Source organism: Endozoicomonas sp. ALB032, assembly GCF_049310125.1.
In the GTDB taxonomy this organism is placed as follows: Bacteria; Pseudomonadota; Gammaproteobacteria; order Pseudomonadales; family Endozoicomonadaceae; genus Endozoicomonas_A.
The window spans coordinates 20389-40539 of sequence record NZ_JBLYNW010000001.1; the positions used below are offsets into that span (position 1 = coordinate 20389).

Consider the following 20151-nt stretch of genomic DNA (forward strand, 5'->3'; position numbering starts at 1 on the left):
TGGCTTCCTGTTGTTTATGCGAAAACTGCCGTAGTTGCGAAGTCATTGTCATCACACCCGGCTGCTCATGGAGTATGAGTCTGGCTCACAAAAGAAGTTGAATCAAACTCATTTTACTAATGATAAAAGTGAAAAAAATTGATAATCTTTTGGAAAATCAACCTCCGTACGAAACATTGCTTATCATGACAACCAACATAGGATTGGAACTGAGGCACCTGAAAACACTGCTTGCTCTAAAGCAGACCGGGAGCCTGGTTGAAGCAGCCAGAAGCCTGCATCTGACTCAGTCAGCCCTGTCTCACCAGATCAAGGAACTTGAAGCCCGGATTGGCATGGAGTTATTCATCCGTAAAACCCGTCCTCCCAGATTTACATCAGCCGGTCTGCGTATCCTGCAGTTGGCAGATGAACTTCTTCCCCAGCTAAGGCACGCTGAGCAAGACCTGTTCAGGTTGGCAGGAGGTGAGTCCGGACGCCTCAACATTGCCATTGAGTGTCACAGCTGTTACCAATGGCTGATGCCAACCATTGACGCCTATCGCCAGCAATGGCCGGAAGTCGAAATGGACTTTGCCACCGGCTTCAACTTTGCCCCCTTACCCGCTTTATCCAGAGGAGAGCTCGATCTGGTGGTTACCTCTGACCCGATAGGCGTTCCTGGTCTGACGTATATCTCGTTATTTCGCTATGAGATGTTACTGGCTCTCTCCAGACAACATTACTTGCTGGAAAAGGAGTGGATTGAGCCTGCTGATCTCGAAGCAGAAACACTGATTATCTACCCCATTGATCACAACCGGCTTGATATCTTCAATCGCTTTCTGGATCCGGATGACATAGAACCCAGCCAGGTCAGAACCGTTGAGTTGACCCTGATGATGTTGCAGCTGGTTGCCAGTCAGCGCGGCGTTTGTGCACTGCCTAACTGGGCTTTGGCGGAATATCTTGAAAAAGATCATGTAGCAGCGAGAAAGCTGGGCAGTGGAGGTCTCTGGTCAACACTCTATGCGGGTATCCGGGTGGAACAGAAAGAACAACCCTACATCGCCGACTTTCTGGAAACAGCCAGGGAAACCTGCTTCAAAACGTTATCGGGAATTCTTCCAGCCATATCGGAAAAAACCTTAAAGCCGTGATGGAAGGAAACAAACAGTCGGTTAGCGTCTTTGTTTACGAGGCAAAACCAGACTGAACCGGGCACCACCCAGAGGGCTGTGACTGACCATTGCCCGACCGTTATGCCAGTACATAATTCGCCTCACAATAGAAAGTCCAAGGCCGTAGCCACCTGATTTTCTGGTACGACTGTCATCCAATCTTGAAAACGCTGAAAAGACTCGATCCCATTGATCCTCTGGAATACCGGGACCATCATCATCCACATCAACCCGACAGGTGTCCTGTGTTGCGGAAAACCTGACCTCCAGTTTACTGTCTGCGTAGCGACAGGCATTACCCACCAGATTCTGGATGGCCCGGTGCATGTAGCGACGATCAATGTCTGCAAAACGACGTGGATCCAGTATATTGCAGGGAACATGCTCAATCGCCACACGATCCTGAAGACGCTTGTGCTCACCAACGACCTGACCAATGACCTTATCGACATCATGCCGCTTGAAACGCACCTCGGGCGCACCCTGTTCAAGATTGGCATAGGTCAGAATCTCATCCACCAGGTTATCCAGTTCCTGAATATCCTTATCCATACCTTCTAACTGATGATCTCTTTCTTCAGGCGTTCTGGCATCGGCCACCAGGTCCAGACCAAACCTGAGTCGGGCGACAGGTGTCCTTAACTCGTGTGAGACGCCTCTGATCATTTCTTTTTGCAGGCTCAACAGTCTCTGGATATGACCTGCCATGGCATTAAATGCCTGAGCCAGACGACCAATGGAGTCAGCACCATACAGAGAGACCCGGACATCAAAGTCGCCATGACTGAAACGTGTCGCTGCTCTCTCAAGCTTGCGCAGACGTTTCTCCATTCCCCGAACCAGGATGTAAATGGCCAAACTCAGGGAAGTCAACACGAACAAACCAATGGTCAGCATCAGCTTGAAAGGATAAGGGTTCAGCAACCCTAATGGTCCCATTCTGAGCAGTCGGGTTTCATCCGGCAGGCTTGTGTAGATAGAGACCGTCTGAGCCTCGTCATCCAGCAGCATCATCACGCTGCCTTCACGGAGCTGCTCCTGCTGCACAGGGAGCAATCGAGTCTGGGAAGGTTCCACCAGATGAACAGGGTAACTGAAACTATTGACAGACAACTCTTTCAGTTTGTCTGCTCTGCTTGCGACAGGAAAACGCATCAATTTAGCTTTCAGAAGACTGAGAGTACCACTGGCTGTTTGTTCTGATATAGACGACACCACACCTTCCAGAAGGATATCTCCCTCCAGAGGTGTCAGAACCAGAGCTCTGTTCTGATCCAACATGCGAACCCAGATGCCATCAGGCTTCAAAGATTTGAACTGTTCCTGATCCAGCCCTGAATCTTTCACGCTCACCAGCTCGAAGGGAATAGCAAGACGCTCTCCCCAGTCTTCCAGCCAGGAGTTACGTTCAGCTTCAGGCAAGGTTTCAACCGTCTCTGCGATCAGACGAAAGGTGCCCCTGACCATATCTTCTCGATAGTCAGCCTGTCTCATCCCATTGATCAGCGTGACGGAAATACCTGACAGAACAGCGACGAGCACCAGCGTAAACAGGAGCCCTCCGTATATGCGTAAGAAAATACTACTCACAGGTTTCTCTACTTAAATAGCTCAGAGCACTTATTCACTTTTAACGAAGAGGTAACCTTTACTGCGAACGGTTTTGATCAAACGGGGATGCATGGGATCATCGCCAATCTTGGGTCGAATACGGGACACCCGAACATCAATGGAGCGATCCTGCCCGTCGTACTCTATACCACGCAGCTGAGAGAAAATTTCTTCCCGGCTCAAAACCCGACCCGCATTGGAGCAAAGCAACCACAGCAGATCAAACTCGGCACTGGTTAACTCTACACTCACATCCTTCAGCCAGGCTTCTCGCATAGAGTTATCCACAACCAATGGACCAAACGTCAGGCGGCTGCTGCCTTGCTCTTCCTGTTCTTCCATGGGGCCCTGATTTCGGCGCAGCAAAGCCCGGATTCTGGCCAACAGCACTCTTGGACGTACCGGTTTGGCAACATAATCGTCTGCCCCCATTTCCAGCCCCAGAACTTCATCCAGGTCATCGGTCCGTGCGGTCAGCATCAAAATTTGTCCAGCGTAATGTCCGCGAACACGGCGACAGATGGAAACACCATCTTCTCCCGGCAGCATCAAATCCAACACCACCAGATCGGGGCGCTCTTCAAGAATACGATTAACCGCTTTACCACCATCACCTTCTATAGAGACCGAGAGTCCATTGTTCTCGAGATAGTCCCTGGTGAGTGTGGCCAACCGCTCATCGTCCTCAACTATCAGGATTCGACCTGTTTCTGAATTCTCCACAGCCAAACTTCCAAAGATTATAAAAATGAAGACTACAAGCCCGACGTGAATGGTCGGGCTCAGGTAACGGATACTACTACAGCATTGCGTTAGAGTCCCTAGGTGACCTGAAAATTCCCCAAAAGGTCATTTTCCTGCCCTGAACGCTGATGACCGGCAGGGTCAGTCATGAGCCGTTAACATGCGTTTTTTTTCGGTTACTCACATCATGGAAATCCTGTCGTGGTTCTCATTCGGCTCGTTCAGAAAAGATCACGAGGAATTGTGTCAAAGCCTCCAGTAATTACCCTCGTAAATAGTATACAGAGGAAGGCACAGGCCTAATGGTTGCAATGATTAACTGAAGCGAAATTATCGTGGCAGATAAGTGAAGCACTTCTGCTGTTTTGCAGCTAGCCTTGCTTTTCAAACATCAGAAAATGGTAGAAAGCTGAATGAGTTTGGGAGAACTTAAAAATGAGTAACATAGCCAGATCGATGGCATTGATTTTATTTTTGACGGCACTGTCACTAGTTGCAGGTGGTAATGGGACACGCATTAATATCGATGAAAATCCGGTCTGCACTCCTATTTCCAGCCAGAGAGTACTTTATTTATGGAAAGCACAGACCCATCCCCTTGCTCATTCAGCCAAAATGGTAAAAAGTCAGGAACTGGTATCACTTGGCATAGACCAACAACTTGCTGCCAGTATTGCTGAAGACGAAAAATCAACTCACTATCAAGGTACTACATGGGCCCGTGATGACAACATGATGGCTGTTGATCGGGTGCTCACACAGCCAGAGGTTCTGGAGGTCGTTGGTAAGATCCTGCTTGCATTTGCCAACCGCCAGGTAAACAAACTGGAACCCGACAGTAACGAGAGCTTTCCGGGTTTCCAGCACAATAATCTGGGAGCACTCCCAATCGTTCTGGTAAACAATCCCACTCACTTTATCATTGAACGGGTTATCAGGCGAAGATATCTCACACAAGTACAGGAATTCTTTGATCAACACCCCCACTTGTTATTCGGGATGCAATTACCCGAATTATTTACTCTGGATGTCGAAAGGGCAATTACTTATGTCAAGATAACAGCTCCCGAAAAACTGAAAGCGCAAGTCACTTCGGTATATCGGCATATTGAAAACTTGAAAACAACAACGCCGAACGCATCGCAATTCAAGTTTCCAAAACCCAGTTTCCTGTTGGATAACTATGTAAAAGAAAATTTGGACAGGTTGACACCAGGCACCACTGACCCGGAAATCAATATACTCGCGCTCTGTGGCAGATACCTCAAAACGCTGGCAACTTACGACCCGTCGGAGGCACAAGCCAGGGGTCATCAGTTAACACCCATGATTGCAAGAGCACTTATCTACGTTTACACCAATGTTATGGATGAGCAGGGACTGCCTGTCGGGGCTGACTACCTTGATATTTTTAATGACTTCCTCGCCGACAGCTGTCTGCTGACCAATGCGTCAATTCTTCTTGATGGCCTGAAAAGTCTCCAGAGTGCTTCGAGCTATCTTGATAATGCTGCGTTCAAGCAGGAATTGATCAGGGCTAGCCCATACCTGCCACCCTTGCTTAAGTCGCTGACAGATTCAGTGACCAGTGTTGAAACAATGCTTGTCAGTTTAAGTCAGCAGCTACAAAATAATCTGAGAACCCATTTACTCTTTGATGCCAACCAACAATTTAGCCCCCGCTGGTTTGTGCGCAGCAAGCATAAGGCTAGCAACCCTACACAACCAGGCTTGATCATTAAAGATATGATTGCTCAAAGAGAAGCGCTACCGGACGCACAAAAATTCAAAGATGGCAGTATCACAGACCCCTTCGGTCTGGCCTGGGCCATCATTTCCGGTGCGGTACCTCAGGAAAATTATCCGGATGTCGCCGATCTATTTGAGGAATTCTACAACAATGATGGTCAGTTATTTATCCCTATGGGCAACAGCGGTCCGAATGAGCACTTAATGAGAGCAAATAACGGCTACACATTATGGCCCGATAAAATACTGCGCTGCGGCATTGCCCTTATGGATATGTACAATACCACCGATGATGCGCGCTACCTCTCTCTGGCGCAGAAGATACACGACAAAGTGTCAAGGCTTGAGAATTTCAATGAGTATTACCTGAAGGATCCAGCAACAGGATTGTTCGTGCCTTCCGGCGCTGAAAACCAGGGATGGCATGTGTTCACTTACTATCAGCTATCAGATATGCTCGAAAACAGTTCTATTGAAAAATGAGCGGATAGGGAATAATCCCTAAACGCTCACGACTGGCAGAGCCTGGGGTGTGGCCGCAGATTTTCAGTGCTTGCCATTGAGCCTAAACTGACTTGGGAGTGATCATCCGTACCCTCGCTTATCCAGAGACGCCTGGTTACCGGTGGTCAGGCAAGAAGTCCCAGAGTTAATCAGCTAAACAAAGCAAATCGCGCCCTGCAACGGAGCAGGGATGGTATTCTTCGACTTGATTCCGGGGATTTTCACGGTAATCTTGGCATTTGTAAAACACTCAATGTTGTGGGTTACACCGTTTTGGTGCGTCTTTTCGAATACTACCTATTTCTTATTGATTTATACTTATTTATGACTTTTTATTATATATAGAGTCTGGCCTGTGTCGGCAGATCTGTAGAATACTGAAAGCCGTGTCAGCAAAAGCAGTCAGGCCGTTTGCAAGTACTAACACTGCAAAAAACTCACAAGTTATACACAATTTTTCCACTAAATTTCCAACTTGAACTTCTGCTAATAGCGCATTATCTTGTGTATATAAAAGGTCGCCACACAACATATTGTGTTGTTTAGTCGGGCAGTTAACCAGATAGTTAAATGAAATGGCTGGTGCGTGCTTATTACATATTAGATAGTGTGCCGAACTGAAAGACAGAATCTGTGAAGCCGCTAACGAAAGGGATTTGTGGCGCAGGCGCTGCGGTATCAGGGAAGAAAAGCTGACAGGTCACTCAGGACAGCATCTGACTCCTGAACACACCTCTTCGAGACGTTTTTACTGCGGGATCAGTGACCTGCAGATTTTTCTCGGCTCAACCCTCTGCGACACAACTCCTGCACCCAAGACAGGGGCTGGCATTCAGTAGTAGCCGAAACATAAAAATACAATATCTTGAGTTTTATTTTTTTACTGGTAAGGACTTTTAATGAACAAAGATATCCTGGTCACCAAGCGCGATGGAGACAAGGAGCAGCTGGATCTGGAGAAGATCCACAAGGTTATCACCTGGGCTGCTGAAGGACTGAACAACGTTTCCGTTTCCGAAGTTGAACTTAAATCACAAATCCAGTTCTACGATGGCATACAGACCACAGATATCCACGAAACACTGATCAAGTCAGCCGCTGACCTGATCTCCGAACAGGCTCCTGACTACCAGTATCTGGCAGCTCGTCTGGCCATCTTCCATCTGCGCAAAAAAGCCTACGGCCAGTTCGAGCCACCTGGACTCTACGACCACGTTGTCAAACTGGCAGAAATGAAGAAGTACGACGCTCATCTTCTCCATGATTACAGTGAAGCTGACTTCAATGCCATGAATGGCTTTATCGATCACAGGCGTGACATGGACTTCAGCTACGCTGCCGTTAAACAGCTGGAAGGCAAATATCTGGTTCAGAACCGGGTCACTGGTGAATACTATGAAAGCCCCCAGATGCTTTACATGCTGATCGGTGCCTGCCTGTTTGCCAGCTACCCTGAAGAGACCCGGCTGGATTACATTGAGCGTTTCTACAAGGCTGTCTCTACATTCAAGCTTTCTCTGCCAACACCAATTATGGCCGGTGTTCGCACACCTACCCGCCAGTTCAGTTCCTGTGTATTGATTGAGTGCGGTGACTCGCTGGATTCTATCAATGCGACATCCAGCGCCATCGTTAAGTATGTTTCCCAACGTGCAGGCATTGGCATCAATGCCGGCGGTATTCGTGCCATTGGCAGCCCGATCCGTAACGGTGAAGCTTTCCATACAGGCTGTATTCCTTTTTACAAGCACTTCCAGACAGCCGTTAAGTCCTGCTCACAGGGGGGGGTTCGTGGCGGCGCAGCGACTCTTTTCTACCCGATCTGGCACTATGAAGTTGAGAATCTGCTGGTTCTGAAGAATAACCGGGGTGTTGAAGAAAATCGTGTTCGTCATCTGGATTACGGCGTTCAGTTCAACCGCCTGATGTATCAGCGCCTGATCACAGGTGGCAACATCTCTCTGTTTTCTCCGATTGATGTTCCGGGATTGTACGATGCTTTTTTTGAGGATCAGGAAAAGTTCGAAGCCCTCTACGTCAGGTACGAACAGGATCCTGACATCCGCAAAAAGACTCTGAAAGCAGTAGAGCTTTTCTCCCTGTTTGCATCCGAGCGTGCCAGTACCGGTCGTATTTACCTGCAGAATGTTGACCACTGCAACACTCACAGCCCATTCGACCCGACAGTAGCTCCGGTTCGCCAGAGCAACCTCTGCCTGGAAATTGCTCTGCCTACCAAACCTCTCGAGCACGTAATGGATGAGGAAGGTGAAATCGCACTGTGCACCCTGGCTGCTTTCAATCTGGGTAAGCTTGATAGCCTGGACGAACTGGAAGAGATGAGTAACCTTCTGGTTCGTGCGCTGGATAACCTGCTGGACTATCAGGATTATCCTCTGCCAGCGGCTTACAATGCCACCATGGCACGCCGCCCTCTGGGTATTGGCGTGATCAACTTTGCCAACTACCTGGCTAAAAACGGTGTTCGCTATTCTGATGGCTCAGCCAACGGTCTGACTCATAAAACCTTTGAAGCTATTCAGTACTATTTGCTGAAAGCTTCTAACCAGCTGGCAAAAGAGAAAGGCACCTGCACCAAGTTCCATGAGACCACTTATTCCCAGGGCATACTGCCTGTAGATACCTACAAGAAGGACCTGGACGAAGTCTGCAGCGAAGCACTTCACCTGGACTGGGAAGCTCTGCGTAGCGAGATCAGGAATCACGGTCTGCGTAACTCAACATTGACTGCCCTGATGCCTTCCGAGACTTCATCTCAGATCAGTAACGCCACCAACGGCATTGAACCGCCACGTGGCTATGTCAGCGTCAAGGCCAGTAAGGACGGTATCCTGAAGCAGGTGGTACCAGACTTCGAAGAGCTGCGTAACAGCTATGAACTGCTATGGGATATCAACAGTAACGACGGTTACCTGCAGCTGGTTGCGATCATGCAGAAGTTTGTTGACCAGACCATTTCGGCCAACACCAACTACGATCCTGCTCGTTTCGAAGGTGGCAAGGTACCTATGAAACTCCTTCTTAAAGACCTTCTGACAGCCTATAAGCTGGGTGTGAAGACCCTTTACTATCACAACACCCGTGATGGTGCGTCGGACGGCCAGGAAGAAACAGATGACGGCTGTGCAGGCGGCGCTTGTAAAATTTGACGAAAGTCGGAACCGGGACACTGAAACAGTGTCCCACTTATAACAGAGTTAACAGCAACTGGACGAGGCCGGCCCTTCCTGGCCCAGAAGCAGAGAGAACATGAGCTACTCGACTTTCAACCAAGAAAAGTTCAATGCCACTCAGGAACCTATGTTTTTTGGACGGGGTGTTAACGTCTCCCGTTATGATGTCCAGAAACACCCGATCTTTGAAAAGCTGATCGAAAAACAGCTTTCATTCTTCTGGCGCCCGGAAGAGGTGGACTTATCAACCGACCGCAGTGACTTCGCTCATCTGCCAGAACATGAAAAACACATCTTCCTGAGCAACCTTAAATATCAGACCCTGCTGGACTCTGTACAAGGTCGCTCACCCAATGTCGCCCTGCTGCCCATTGTTTCCCTGCCTGAGCTGGAAACCTGGATTGAGACCTGGGCCTTTAGTGAGACGATTCACTCTCGTTCTTACACCCATATTATTCGTAACATCATCACCGAACCTTCCGTGGTTTTTGATGATATTGTGAATAACGAGGCCATTGTCAAAAGGGCAGCAGACATCACCCGTTACTACGATGACCTGATCGAAGGAATCTGCCAGCTCAACATGCTGGGTGAAGGCACTCACCAGATCAAAGGTAAGGAAGTACTGGTTTCCGTCAGGGATCTGAAGCGAAAACTTTACCTGACCCTGGTATCAGTCAACGTTCTCGAAGCCATTCGTTTCTACGTCAGCTTTGCCTGCAGCTTTGCTTTTGCTGAGCGCTCCACTATGGAAGGCAATGCAAAAATCATCAAACTGATCGCCCGTGACGAAGCCCTGCACCTGACCGGCACCCAGCACATCCTGCAAATCATGGCCGAAGGTAAAGACGATCCGGAAATGGCTGAGATTGCTATTGAGCTTCAGGCAGAAGCCAGACAAATCTTTATTGCTGCTGCTGAACAGGAAAAAGAATGGGCTGAATACCTGTTCCAGAATGGCTCAATGATTGGTCTGAACAAAGACATTCTCAGTCAGTACGTGGAATACATCACCAATCAGAGAATGGTAGCCCTGGGCTTTGAACCCGCTTTCCCATCCCGTCAAAACCCCCTGCCCTGGATGAATAGCTGGCTCAATAGCGACGCTGTTCAGGTAGCACCTCAGGAAGTGGAAGTCAGCTCTTACCTGGTGGGCCAGATTGATAACGAAGTCCAGACCGATGACTTCAGCAACTTCTCACTGTAAGAGAGATAACAAGGTGGCCGGAAGACTGGCCACCTTTCACCGGGAGACCCTCATGGCCAACATCGTCAAGATACTGGATGGCTTCAGCTTTATTTCCAGAAGTGATCTCAACTTGCTGGAAGCGCTTGAATCACAGAAGGTGGATATTGAATACCAATGTCGTGAGGGATTCTGTGGTAGTTGTCAGGTTGAACTGGTGGCTGGTGAAGTGGAATACTTTGCTGAGCCCGTCGCTTTTGTCCCCGATGGAAAAATCCTGCCCTGTTGCTGCCATGCCAAAAGCGACCTCACTATTGAGATCCCCGGTGGCTGTCATATCAAAAAAGAGTAATGACCGGAAAAAAGCAGACCTCTTTTTAATAAAAAGAATTTAAACTTAATTTTATATAACTATTAAAAATAAAAAACGTTTTGCCTTACCCCCAATCAACCAGTCGCCTCCCTGAACTAAAGCACTCTTGCTCTGTCTAATACTTTATAAGCGGCAGAGTTTTCAGGGAGGAATCGTAACTATGACAGGAAAATTGGCATCACTGCACCCTCGTTTTATGCTGCTTATTCTTCTGGTCAGCGTATTGCCAACGCCTGGATTAAGCCATAACGCATTCGCTGTGGGCGACAGTCCTGAGGATTATCAGGCAGGATTTCTCAAAACAGACGCCCCTTTGTCTGTTCTCAACCTGAAATATCCTCGCCCGGCAGACAGCATTCCTTACGTTGGGCCTTTTGATCCTGAAAAGCTCAATTTCAACAAGATCCCGGAATCCGACCCCATTCGACGTTACATCCATTCTCCTGCCGAAAGAGAAAACGTTGAGCGCTGGTATCGCGACAATGTTCAGTTTATGGATGAAGAAGTGGCCAGGATGGCTGAGTTCAGGCAGCGCCTGAAAGCACTCTATCCCTATGCATTTGCCAGTTACCTGTCTTATCGCTACAAAGTTAGCAGTGACAAAGCGGGTACCAAAGAGGCTCTTGAAGATCGCCTGACTTACATTCAGTATCGCAACGCAGTCAAGACAGATGTCCCTGAAAAATGGCTGACACAGGGAGTATTTGACACCCGACGCGAAACAAACCGAATCCATGACCACAAGGATTCCGGGCTGAAAGCCAGAGTTCTACTCCACACCTCACAAAAGAAGATTCTCATAGCTTTCACCGGGACAGAATTTGACAGCCTTAACTCTCTGACTAACGCAGTCTGGACACAGGGTGGCTACGGATATGGCTATCTGGCTCAGATCACCTCCAGCTTATACCGCTTCATCACTGGCAGCGGTTATTTTCCATTGGAAGTCCCCATGCTGAGAAGAGCCCTGGAGCTCACTGTCGATCTTTATGAGCACTACCCTGACCATGAGTTTGAGCTGACGGGTTCTTCTCTGGGTGGCGCAATCGCCCAATATGTTTCGTTTAAAACTCGATTCAAGGCAGTGGTATTTAACAGTCTTGCCCTGAACTCAGCCATCTACTGGCAAGTTCAAAACGAAGAACCTGACCTGAGACCCGAAGCTCTGATCACTCATGCTTATCTGGACGGGGAGCTCTTGAACGATACCCTTCAGGGACATTTTATCCAGGGTCCGGCTCACGCAATCTATGCCCAGGGCAGCCTTCCTGTTGAAGGGCTGGAGATCCCCGTACCCGCTTCTGAGAAGTCGCTGCATGGATTAGCTCAGTTCTGGTCTCGACACCTTGCCAGTGGACTGCTCAGAGCACTTGAGGCCAACATCCAGCTTAACCTTCCACCACTGCAGCCCGGACAGTCATAGGCCTGAGCAAAGAGCAGAGCGGCTGAGCTATATTTCTCCCAACCGTTCTTTCCCCGTCAATCCACCTCGACACAGAAAAGGCTGAAGATATTGTGTGCAGAGTTGTTGCCAGCAGCCATCTATGCAAGATTAATGGCACCAGAATCAGAATAATAAAAAGCCTTCTCCTCAGTCTTTGCCTGACAAACCCTCTGGCGGCCCAATGTCAGGTACATATTCAAAAGTCCTTTACCCTGATCGGTACCCACAAATATCCGGACAGCTTTACTCATTTTGCTTACACAAACCCCAATGCACCTAAAGGTGGTGTCCTGAGACTGGCCAGGACAGGATCATTCGATACCCTGAACCCGTTTAACGGCAAAGGAACTGTTCCCGATTACGTTTACCACACCTACGGCTCATTAATGACCCGGTCAGCCGACGAACCCCACTCGCTTTATCCCTTTCTGGCCGAAGCCATCGAATACCCTGACGACTTCAGCTGGGTCGCCTTTCATATCAACCCGGCAGCAAAGTTCAGCGACAACCACCCTCTCACTTCAAAAGATGTTGTATTTACCTTTGAATTATTCAAAAAGGAAGGCTCACCCTTTTTGAAGAACCTTTATAAAGACGTAGTCAGAGTTGAAAAAACGTCACCCTACCGAGTCGTTTTTTATCTGGACAAACCCGGCAGAAAACAGCTTGCCCTGCTGGCTTATCTGCGCGTACTTCCGCATCATTACTGGCACACCAGAAACTTTCAGGACAAACACCTGGACAGCCCGGTGACCAGTGGCCCCCTGAAGATCAAGCAGGTCAGATTAGGTCAAAACATCACTTTTGAGCGAGTCCGGAATTACTGGGCAGTCAATCTTCCGAGCCAGAAGGGGAGATACAATTTTGATGAAATCAGGGTGGACTATTATCGTGACCATCAGGCTGTAACCGAAGGTTTCAGAGCGGGGCTTTACGATGTTCATCAGGAGACAGACACTCAAAAGTGGCATCGGTCATTCAGTTTCCCGGCGGTAAAGGAAGGTCGCGTGCTGAAACAAGACATTGCCATACTCTATCCACCTGGCATGAGTGCCCTGGCCTTTAACCTTCGCAGGGATAAGTTCAAAAGCCCGGCTCTTCGTCAGGCTTTAATCATGGCCTTCGATTTCGAATGGATTAACAGAACTCTGATGAATTGTGATTTTCAGCGTACCAGGAGTTTTTTCTCCAACTCGCCTCTTGCAGCCAATGGCTTGCCTACGGAAGAAGAACTCAAGCTGCTGGAACCGTTTCAGGAGCAGTTACCCGATGAACTTTTCAAGCAAGCTGTCAGTGTCCCTGTTTCAGACGGAAGCGGTACAAACAGGGAGAATGTCAGAAAAGCTCTGGCGCTCTTTAAAAAAGCAGGATACCGGCTGGAAAACGGTCGAATGATAGAAACAGAATCAGGCAGACCTCTCACTCTCAGCCTCCTGACCGAGGACCCTAGACAGGAGCGTCTATTACTTTCTTATCGCAAAAGTCTTGCTGACCTTGGCATAACATTGAATATAAATACGCTCGACAAAAGCCTGTTCCGAAAAAGAGTCAGGGCTTTCGATTTCGAACTGGTGGACTGGTATTTCTGGCAATCCACTTACCCGGGCAACGAGCTTTATCACATGTGGAGCAGCAGAGTCGTAATGGAAAAACACAGTGGTAACATTGTCGGCATCACCAACCCGGTCATTGACCACTTGCTGGCCGCAACTACAAAAGCGGACAGTTACGAAAAACTGACACCCATTATCAGGGCTATGGACCGGGTGCTGATGTGGGGTCATTATGTCATTCCCAAATGGCATACTCAAAAGACTCACCTGGCCTACTGGCATTATCTTGATCATCCACCACAAGACCAGCTTTACTGGCTCGACCTGAATAACTGGTGGTACAGACCAAACCAGAGTCTATAGCCAAACAGAAAAACACTGCCAACATGTTCTTGATTTGGGGGTTGGCATCGGTAGAATACGTGGCAACTTGCTTAAGAAGGCTTGCCTGAAAACAGGAGCTTCTTTAACTTAGGTTTAATGGTGCTTTAATGCACAGAGGCTGTTAAAGCTGAAACGTATACTGTTACGGACACACGCTAATGACATCCGAAACTGGCTGTTATGCTTCAGACTCACTTCTGAGCTGGATGCCAGGCGACATCAGCAGTGATCCGTTTTTCAGAAAAAAAAGCCCCTTTATCAGGGGCTTTTTTTTGGCTTGTGCTGTCCATATAGCTCCAAAGGCTATTTGGCACCAGCGCCCAACTCTACACCCTTACTCAGGAACAGGTAATTCTTGATGGAAAACCAGCTCTATCTGAGGGACATCATTTCCATAGCAGACCTGAATCGTTCAGACCTTGAACAAATTCTGAAGACTGCCGCCCAGCTTAAAACAAAGCCACGTCCTGATCTTTTGAAGGGCAAGGTGATCGCCAGTTGCTTCTTCGAGGCTTCTACCCGCACCCGTCTCTCATTCGAAACCGCTGTTCAGAGGCTGGGAGGAACCCTGATTGGTTTCTCTGACAGCAGTAACACTTCTGCCAGAAAAGGCGAAACACTGGCCGACTCAGTGAAAATCATCAGCTCCTATACCGATGCCTGCATCATGCGTCACCCTCAGGAAGGCGCAGCACGACTAGCCTCTGAATTCGCTAATGTCCCCATCATTAATGGCGGTGACGGTGCCAACCAGCACCCGACACAGACATTGCTGGACCTGTTCAGCATTAAAGAATGTCAGGGGACGCTGGACGAACTGACCATTACCTTTGTCGGTGACCTTAAATACGGCAGAACCGTTCATTCCCTGGTTCAGGCTATGTCACTGTTCGGTGCCAAATTTAACTTTATCGCACCCGAAGCCCTTTCAATGCCCGATTACCTGCTTGAAGAGCTGGACGAAAAAGGCATTCACTACCGCAAAACCGAGACTATTGAAGAAGTGGTACCAGAGTCTGACATTATCTATATGACTCGGGTTCAAAAAGAGCGCTTTGATGAAACTGAATACATGCACATGGCCTCTAAATATATTCTGGGTGTCGAAAGTCTGAAGGGAGCCAGAGACAACCTGAAAATTCTTCACCCCCTGCCACGGGTCGACGAGATAGAAATGGCTGTCGATAGCACACCTCATGCCTACTATTTTCAGCAGGCCGAGAATGGGGTCTATGCCCGTCAGGCGCTCCTGGCTCTGGTTTTGAACGAAAGTATCTGAAGGGAGACACAGCAATGACCAACAAGCTTCAGGTTGAAGCCATTCGCAAAGGCACCGTCATTGACCATATACCCGCAGGTCAGGGTGTTAAAATTCTGGATCGCCTGCAATTGCTGGACTCCAATGTCAGCATTACCGTGGGCTTTAACCTGCCCAGCAAGGCTCAGGGTCGCAAAGATATTATTAAAGTGACTGGCCTGAAGTTCACTGAACAAGAAGCCAGTCAGCTGGCCCTGTTCGCACAGGGAGCCACCATTAATGTCATCGACGAATACCAGGTCGTTGATAAATTCAAAATGACGGTTCCCGAGACGCTCAGAGGCGCTTTTCCCTGCCCTAACTCAAATTGCATCACTCACAATGAGCCTGTGAGCAGCTATTTCTACCTGCGGGAAAAAGACGACGATATTCGACTGAAGTGTCACTATTGCGAGAAGTCATTCAGCAAGGATATTGTTTCTGAGCTCTGACTATTGACAAGGAATCCCCCTCTGGTTTCTTGTGAATTATTAAGGGATTCCCTGTCAATTCGATAAGTCTGCCCTGCCCCGACAGAACTTCCGATTATCATTTGTTCCGCTATTCCGGGCGGTTCCTGAGGAACCATTTCCCCAAGACCTATGTCTAATGGTTGCATGAGAGAAAACTGCATATCTTTACAATTGATCTTCATGAAAAAGTGGTTACCCGGTCACCATTAGTGGATTTTCCCGGGTAACAGAGCATACAGTTCCTAATATTGAGGTGTCCTATGGAAATAGCGCCAGTGCGATACATCATGAACATACTGAATCAGGGTCATGAGAAAGGCCCGGAGACCGAAACCGAAACGCTGGCTGCCAAAATCCAGAAGTTTGCCGAAGAAGTGAGCTTTTTTTTCAAGGGACGTCCCCTAAAACCTATGCCTGATCAACCTCTGATGTTGATACTGTACAAATCGAAGCTCCGCAGAAAAAAGAGAAAAATCAGCAAAAAAGGCAGACTGGACAGACTCTTCATGCGTAAAAGAAAACACGAAGAACAGGACAACCCGGATAATAGCGACGTGGATGAGCAAACATTTTAGCAATCACCCGCCAGATACCTTAGAATCCCTCTGGAATGCCGCAGCCTTGCAAATCCAGTTTCCTGCGGCGCGTTGCTGCTGAGTAGGTAACTGACTATTAACAGCCAGTTACCTGAAGGCCTCTTTCTCTTTCTGTTTGCCCGACTCTTTAACACCAGGGCGGAGATACCCGTCGTCAGCAGATTCAATCCCCGGTTCCGAGACACTCTCAGGACACGGCAGCCCAACGCTGCAGACCGGGATACCGATATCGTATTGGAACGAGATTAAAGCATTGAGCGGTTTACTAGGTCTTTTCAGAAAGAAAAAAGCACCTTCATCCGGTGGACAAAAGCCTTCACCGGCACCAAAAAACCCTTCTTCCAAGCCCCGGGGCGGGAAGAAAAACAGCAAAGCTGTCGGAGCCCAATCCAGAAACCCCAAGACTCAGAACACTGCTCGACGTAGCCACTCTCACAGCTCTCATCGCTCAGCCAACAAGAGTTCCGAGCCTTCCTGGCATATCAGCCAGTTCCAGGTAGAGCCAGAGCAGGGTAAAACCCGCTTTCATGACTTTGATCTGCCTGATCAACTGATGCGAGCCATTCAGGAACTGGGCTACAAGTACTGCACCCCCATTCAGGCAGAAGTACTGGGCAGCACGCTGGCAGGTAGAGACGCTATTGGTAAAGCTCAAACCGGCACGGGTAAAACGGCCGCCTTTCTTGTCAGCACCATCAAACAACTGATCGATATCCCACCACCGGATCAACGCTACCTCGGCGAACCCCGTGCCGTCATCATTGCCCCTACACGGGAACTGGCATTACAGATTGGTCAGGATGCTGAAGCCCTGACCAAATACCTGCCCCTGAATGTGCTGACGGTTGTTGGTGGAATGGATTATGAGAAGCAGCGCAGCCGCATGAGTAATGGCTTCATCGATATATTGGTGGCTACGCCTGGCCGACTTCTGGATTACTGCGAACGTAAAGACCTGCATCTGGACCTGACCGAAACACTGGTCATTGACGAAGCCGACCGAATGCTGGATATGGGCTTCATTCCCCAGGTTCGACGCATTATCCGAATGACACCCCGTCCTGGCGATCGCCAGACCCTGCTGTTTTCAGCCACCTTCACGGATGAGGTACTAAGACTCGGTGCACAGTGGACCTGGAAGCCTGTGAAAGTTGAAATCGAACCAGAAAGCGTTGCCACAGAGACCGTCGATCAGAAGGTTTACATTGTCACCAATGAACAGAAAGTTCCTCTTTTGATCAACCTGATCAATCAAAACAACCTGGAGCGGGTGATTGTGTTCACCAACCGTCGGGATGAAACCCGTCGACTGACCGAGAAGCTACAAAAGAAAGGCCTCAAAGCTGATCAAATTTCCGGTGAAGTACCTCAGAAGAAGCGCCTGAAGACGATGGATAACTTCAAGAATGGCAGGCTGACGGTTCTGGTAGCTACCGATGTTGCGGGCCGTGGCATTCACATCGACGGAATAAGTCATGTGATCAACTACAACTTGCCTGAAGACCCGGAAGATTATGTCCACCGCATTGGCCGGACAGGCCGGGCTGGAGCCAGTGGTACCAGCATCAGCTTTGCCTGTGAAGAAGACTCTTTCCTGATCCCCGACCTGGAAGAAATGCTGGGTGCAAAGCTCAACCTGGAATACCCACCCGCAGATCTGTTGAAATAATCATTAACGTGCTACTCACCACCAGCGAGTGTTCGATAGAAGGTTCGCTGGCGAAAGCCTCTAAAAAGCGATGTAAACGGAAAAGTTCAGGACAGTTTCTGGACGAAGTATTTGGCAGAAATAAGAATGCAATCCTCTAATATTAGAATCAAACTTCACTTAATAAAACAATAAAATCAGTATTTAAATTTTTTTAGTCCTATCTGAAATTTAAACTTGCCGACTTGCTTCTTTTCGATAAAAATCAACTATGAGAGACCCAAAAAAAGGACGAGGAAGCCGCCTATGGGAAACGCCTTGGAAGCCAGGCCGATCATCTCAACCCAAACAACCACCTACATTCTCGACAGCAATGTTCTGATACACGACCCTAACTCAATCCTCAACTTTGAAGAGCATCAAGTGCTCATCCCCATGACCGTTCTGGAGGAACTGGACAAGCTTAAGAACGGAAAGCAAACCATCGCTGCTGACTGCCGACAGGCCATCAGACTGATTGACCAGATATTGGGTACCGCCTCACCCTCGGAGATCGAAGCAGGCGTTCCTATCAGACGTGGTAATAAATCAGAGCCTCAGGGTACTCTCTCAATCCTGAGCTCTCATTATGTAGAAAACATTACCACACTGCCCACCAGCAATAACGATAACCGCATCATCAACGATATCTGTCATTTTCAGGAAACCCACCCGGGTGCACCGGTTGTTCTGGTGACTAAAGATATCAATATGCGTTTGAAAGCCAGGGGATGCGGAATTCCAACGGAGGATTACCACAGCGATCAACTGGTTTCAGATATTGGTTTGCTCAGTAAAGGTTACCGACTGTTCGAAGGTAACTTCTGGGACCGCGTTTCCCAGGTTCAGACAGAGCAGCTGGAGGGTATTACCTATCATCGACTGTTGAAAGAAGAACTCGGTGAGGATATCTATCTGAACCAGTTTTTCCTGGACGACACTGGATTTGTAGCCCGGGTGAACGCCATCACTCATGACGAAGTCCAGTTGCAACACTTCTGTCGTGAAGCACTAATGAGTCAGGAAGCCTGGGGGCTTCAGCCTCTCGATATTCATCAGGCCATAGCCCTGAATCTTTTAATGGACCCCGATATTCACCTGGTCAACCTGACCGGTGCTGCGGGCTCAGGTAAAACCATTCTGGCTCTGGCCGCCGCAATAGAGATGACAGTCGCCACCAAACAGTTCCGTCGAATCATAGCGACCCGCTCAACCCGGGGGCTGGATGAAGACATTGGCTTCCTGCCGGGCACGGAAGCTGAGAAAATGGAGCCCTGGCTGGGTGCCATTACTGACAACCTAGAAGCCCTGCACTATGACGATGAATCCACCAACAGCAGTGTGGACTACATTCTTAAGCAGGTCCCACTCCATTTCAAATCCCTGAACTATATCAGGGGACGAAGCTTTCAACAGAGCCTGATCATCATTGATGAATGTCAGAACCTGACACCGCACCAGATAAAAACCATTATCACCCGTGCGGGTTCAGGCAGTAAGGTCATCTGCCTGGGCAACCTGGCCCAGATTGATACCCCTTACCTGGCACCGACCAGTTCAGGACTGACTTACATGACTGAACGATTTAAAAACTTTCCACACGGTGGCGCAGTCCAGTTACAGGGGGTCCCACGCTCGCCGCTGGCCGCATACGCTGAAGAAAACCTTTAATTTTCACTGACCTCAGAGAGATAGCCAGACTTGATCGTCTGGCTATCAAAAATTGACAACCATGGATCATCAACCTCTCCCTGAAGCCCTATCCTCCTGATTAACGACTTGCCTCAACCGCACAACTAAACACCCTGGCAGCCTGTCGGACTTAAGCGTCCGTAGCGAGGATTGCAAGAAATTGAGGATAAAAATCTCTGTTTCTGAGGAGAATAGCGAGCTATTTGACGAAGAAACAGGGATTTTTAGACCAATTTATTGCAACCGCACGACTGCATGGATGCAGGAGCTAGAGCAACGCAGGAGCAGTTGCCGTGTAGGACAGTCTTAAGTCCGACAGGCTGCTAGGAGCCTGACCGAGAATAGACTGCCCTACTGCGACGGCAGCAAATTGGTCTGAAAATCCGCTTTTGTTCGTCAAATAGCTCGCTATTCTCCTCACAAAACCGAATTTTCATCCTCAATTTTCTGCCGTCCTCGCTACGGGCGCTATTCTCGGTCAGGCTCCTAGCCTGACCGGTCTAT

The 20151-nt window shown here is 48.7% G+C and carries 14 protein-coding genes; 12 read left to right on the top strand and 2 right to left on the bottom strand.

Features of this window, described 5'->3' with window-relative positions:
* Window positions 1–185: 185 nt before the first annotated feature.
* On the top strand, window positions 186–1139 hold the full coding sequence (locus ACO6VG_RS00035) for a LysR family transcriptional regulator (RefSeq protein WP_422135010.1): 954 nt from the start codon (window positions 186–188) through the stop codon (window positions 1137–1139).
* Window positions 1140–1160: 21 nt separating this feature from the next.
* Here ACO6VG_RS00035 and ACO6VG_RS00040 read toward each other — a convergent pair whose 3' ends face one another.
* Both ACO6VG_RS00040 and ACO6VG_RS00045 read right to left on the bottom strand, forming a co-directional pair.
* Entirely contained in the window at window positions 1161–2750 is a 1590-nt protein-coding gene (locus ACO6VG_RS00040) for an ATP-binding protein (RefSeq protein ID WP_422135011.1), read from the bottom strand.
* A 30-nt stretch (window positions 2751–2780) separates the two neighbouring features.
* Window positions 2781–3500, bottom strand: a complete 720-nt coding sequence (locus ACO6VG_RS00045) for a winged helix-turn-helix domain-containing protein (RefSeq protein WP_422472154.1) — start codon at window positions 3498–3500, stop codon at window positions 2781–2783.
* Between the two features lie 450 nt (window positions 3501–3950).
* Here ACO6VG_RS00045 and ACO6VG_RS00050 point away from each other — a divergent pair, with 450 nt between their 5' ends.
* The 11 genes from ACO6VG_RS00050 (at window position 3951) to ACO6VG_RS00100 (ending at window position 19626) form a co-directional block, all read left to right on the top strand.
* Window positions 3951–5747, top strand: a complete 1797-nt coding sequence (locus ACO6VG_RS00050; RefSeq protein WP_422472156.1) for a hypothetical protein — start codon at window positions 3951–3953, stop codon at window positions 5745–5747.
* Window positions 5748–6667: 920 nt separating this feature from the next.
* Window positions 6668–8938: a class 1a ribonucleoside-diphosphate reductase subunit alpha gene (nrdA, locus tag ACO6VG_RS00055; RefSeq protein WP_422135014.1), complete on the top strand. Its 2271-nt coding sequence runs from the start codon at window positions 6668–6670 to the stop codon at window positions 8936–8938.
* A gap of 100 nt (window positions 8939–9038) precedes the next feature.
* Window positions 9039–10169, top strand: coding sequence for a class Ia ribonucleoside-diphosphate reductase subunit beta (nrdB, locus tag ACO6VG_RS00060; protein ID WP_422135015.1), 1131 nt, complete (start codon window positions 9039–9041; stop codon window positions 10167–10169).
* Complete coding sequence (gene yfaE, locus ACO6VG_RS00065; RefSeq protein ID WP_422135016.1) at window positions 10144–10500, top strand: class I ribonucleotide reductase maintenance protein YfaE; 357 nt, start codon at window positions 10144–10146, stop codon at window positions 10498–10500. Before nrdB ends, yfaE begins: the two co-directional genes overlap by 26 nt.
* Window positions 10501–10681: 181 nt before the next feature.
* A complete protein-coding gene (locus ACO6VG_RS00070; RefSeq protein ID WP_422472158.1) occupies window positions 10682–11944 on the top strand; it encodes a hypothetical protein in 1263 nt (420 codons plus the stop codon).
* A gap of 92 nt (window positions 11945–12036) precedes the next feature.
* A complete protein-coding gene (locus ACO6VG_RS00075) occupies window positions 12037–13881 on the top strand; it encodes an extracellular solute-binding protein (RefSeq protein ID WP_422472160.1) in 1845 nt (614 codons plus the stop codon).
* A gap of 379 nt (window positions 13882–14260) precedes the next feature.
* A complete protein-coding gene (gene pyrB, locus ACO6VG_RS00080) occupies window positions 14261–15181 on the top strand; it encodes an aspartate carbamoyltransferase (RefSeq protein WP_422135019.1) in 921 nt (306 codons plus the stop codon).
* Between the two features lie 14 nt (window positions 15182–15195).
* The gene (gene pyrI, locus ACO6VG_RS00085; RefSeq protein WP_422135020.1) at window positions 15196–15651 is read left to right on the top strand and encodes an aspartate carbamoyltransferase regulatory subunit; all 456 of its coding nucleotides are present in this window, start codon (window positions 15196–15198) and stop codon (window positions 15649–15651) included.
* A gap of 308 nt (window positions 15652–15959) precedes the next feature.
* A complete protein-coding gene (locus tag ACO6VG_RS00090) occupies window positions 15960–16247 on the top strand; it encodes a hypothetical protein (protein WP_422409468.1) in 288 nt (95 codons plus the stop codon).
* 502 nt (window positions 16248–16749) lie between these two features.
* On the top strand, window positions 16750–17937 hold the full coding sequence (gene rhlB, locus ACO6VG_RS00095; RefSeq protein ID WP_422137137.1) for an ATP-dependent RNA helicase RhlB: 1188 nt from the start codon (window positions 16750–16752) through the stop codon (window positions 17935–17937).
* A gap of 285 nt (window positions 17938–18222) precedes the next feature.
* Entirely contained in the window at window positions 18223–19626 is a 1404-nt protein-coding gene (locus tag ACO6VG_RS00100) for a PhoH family protein (protein ID WP_422409470.1), read from the top strand.
* The last annotated feature ends 525 nt before the right edge of the window (window positions 19627–20151 follow it).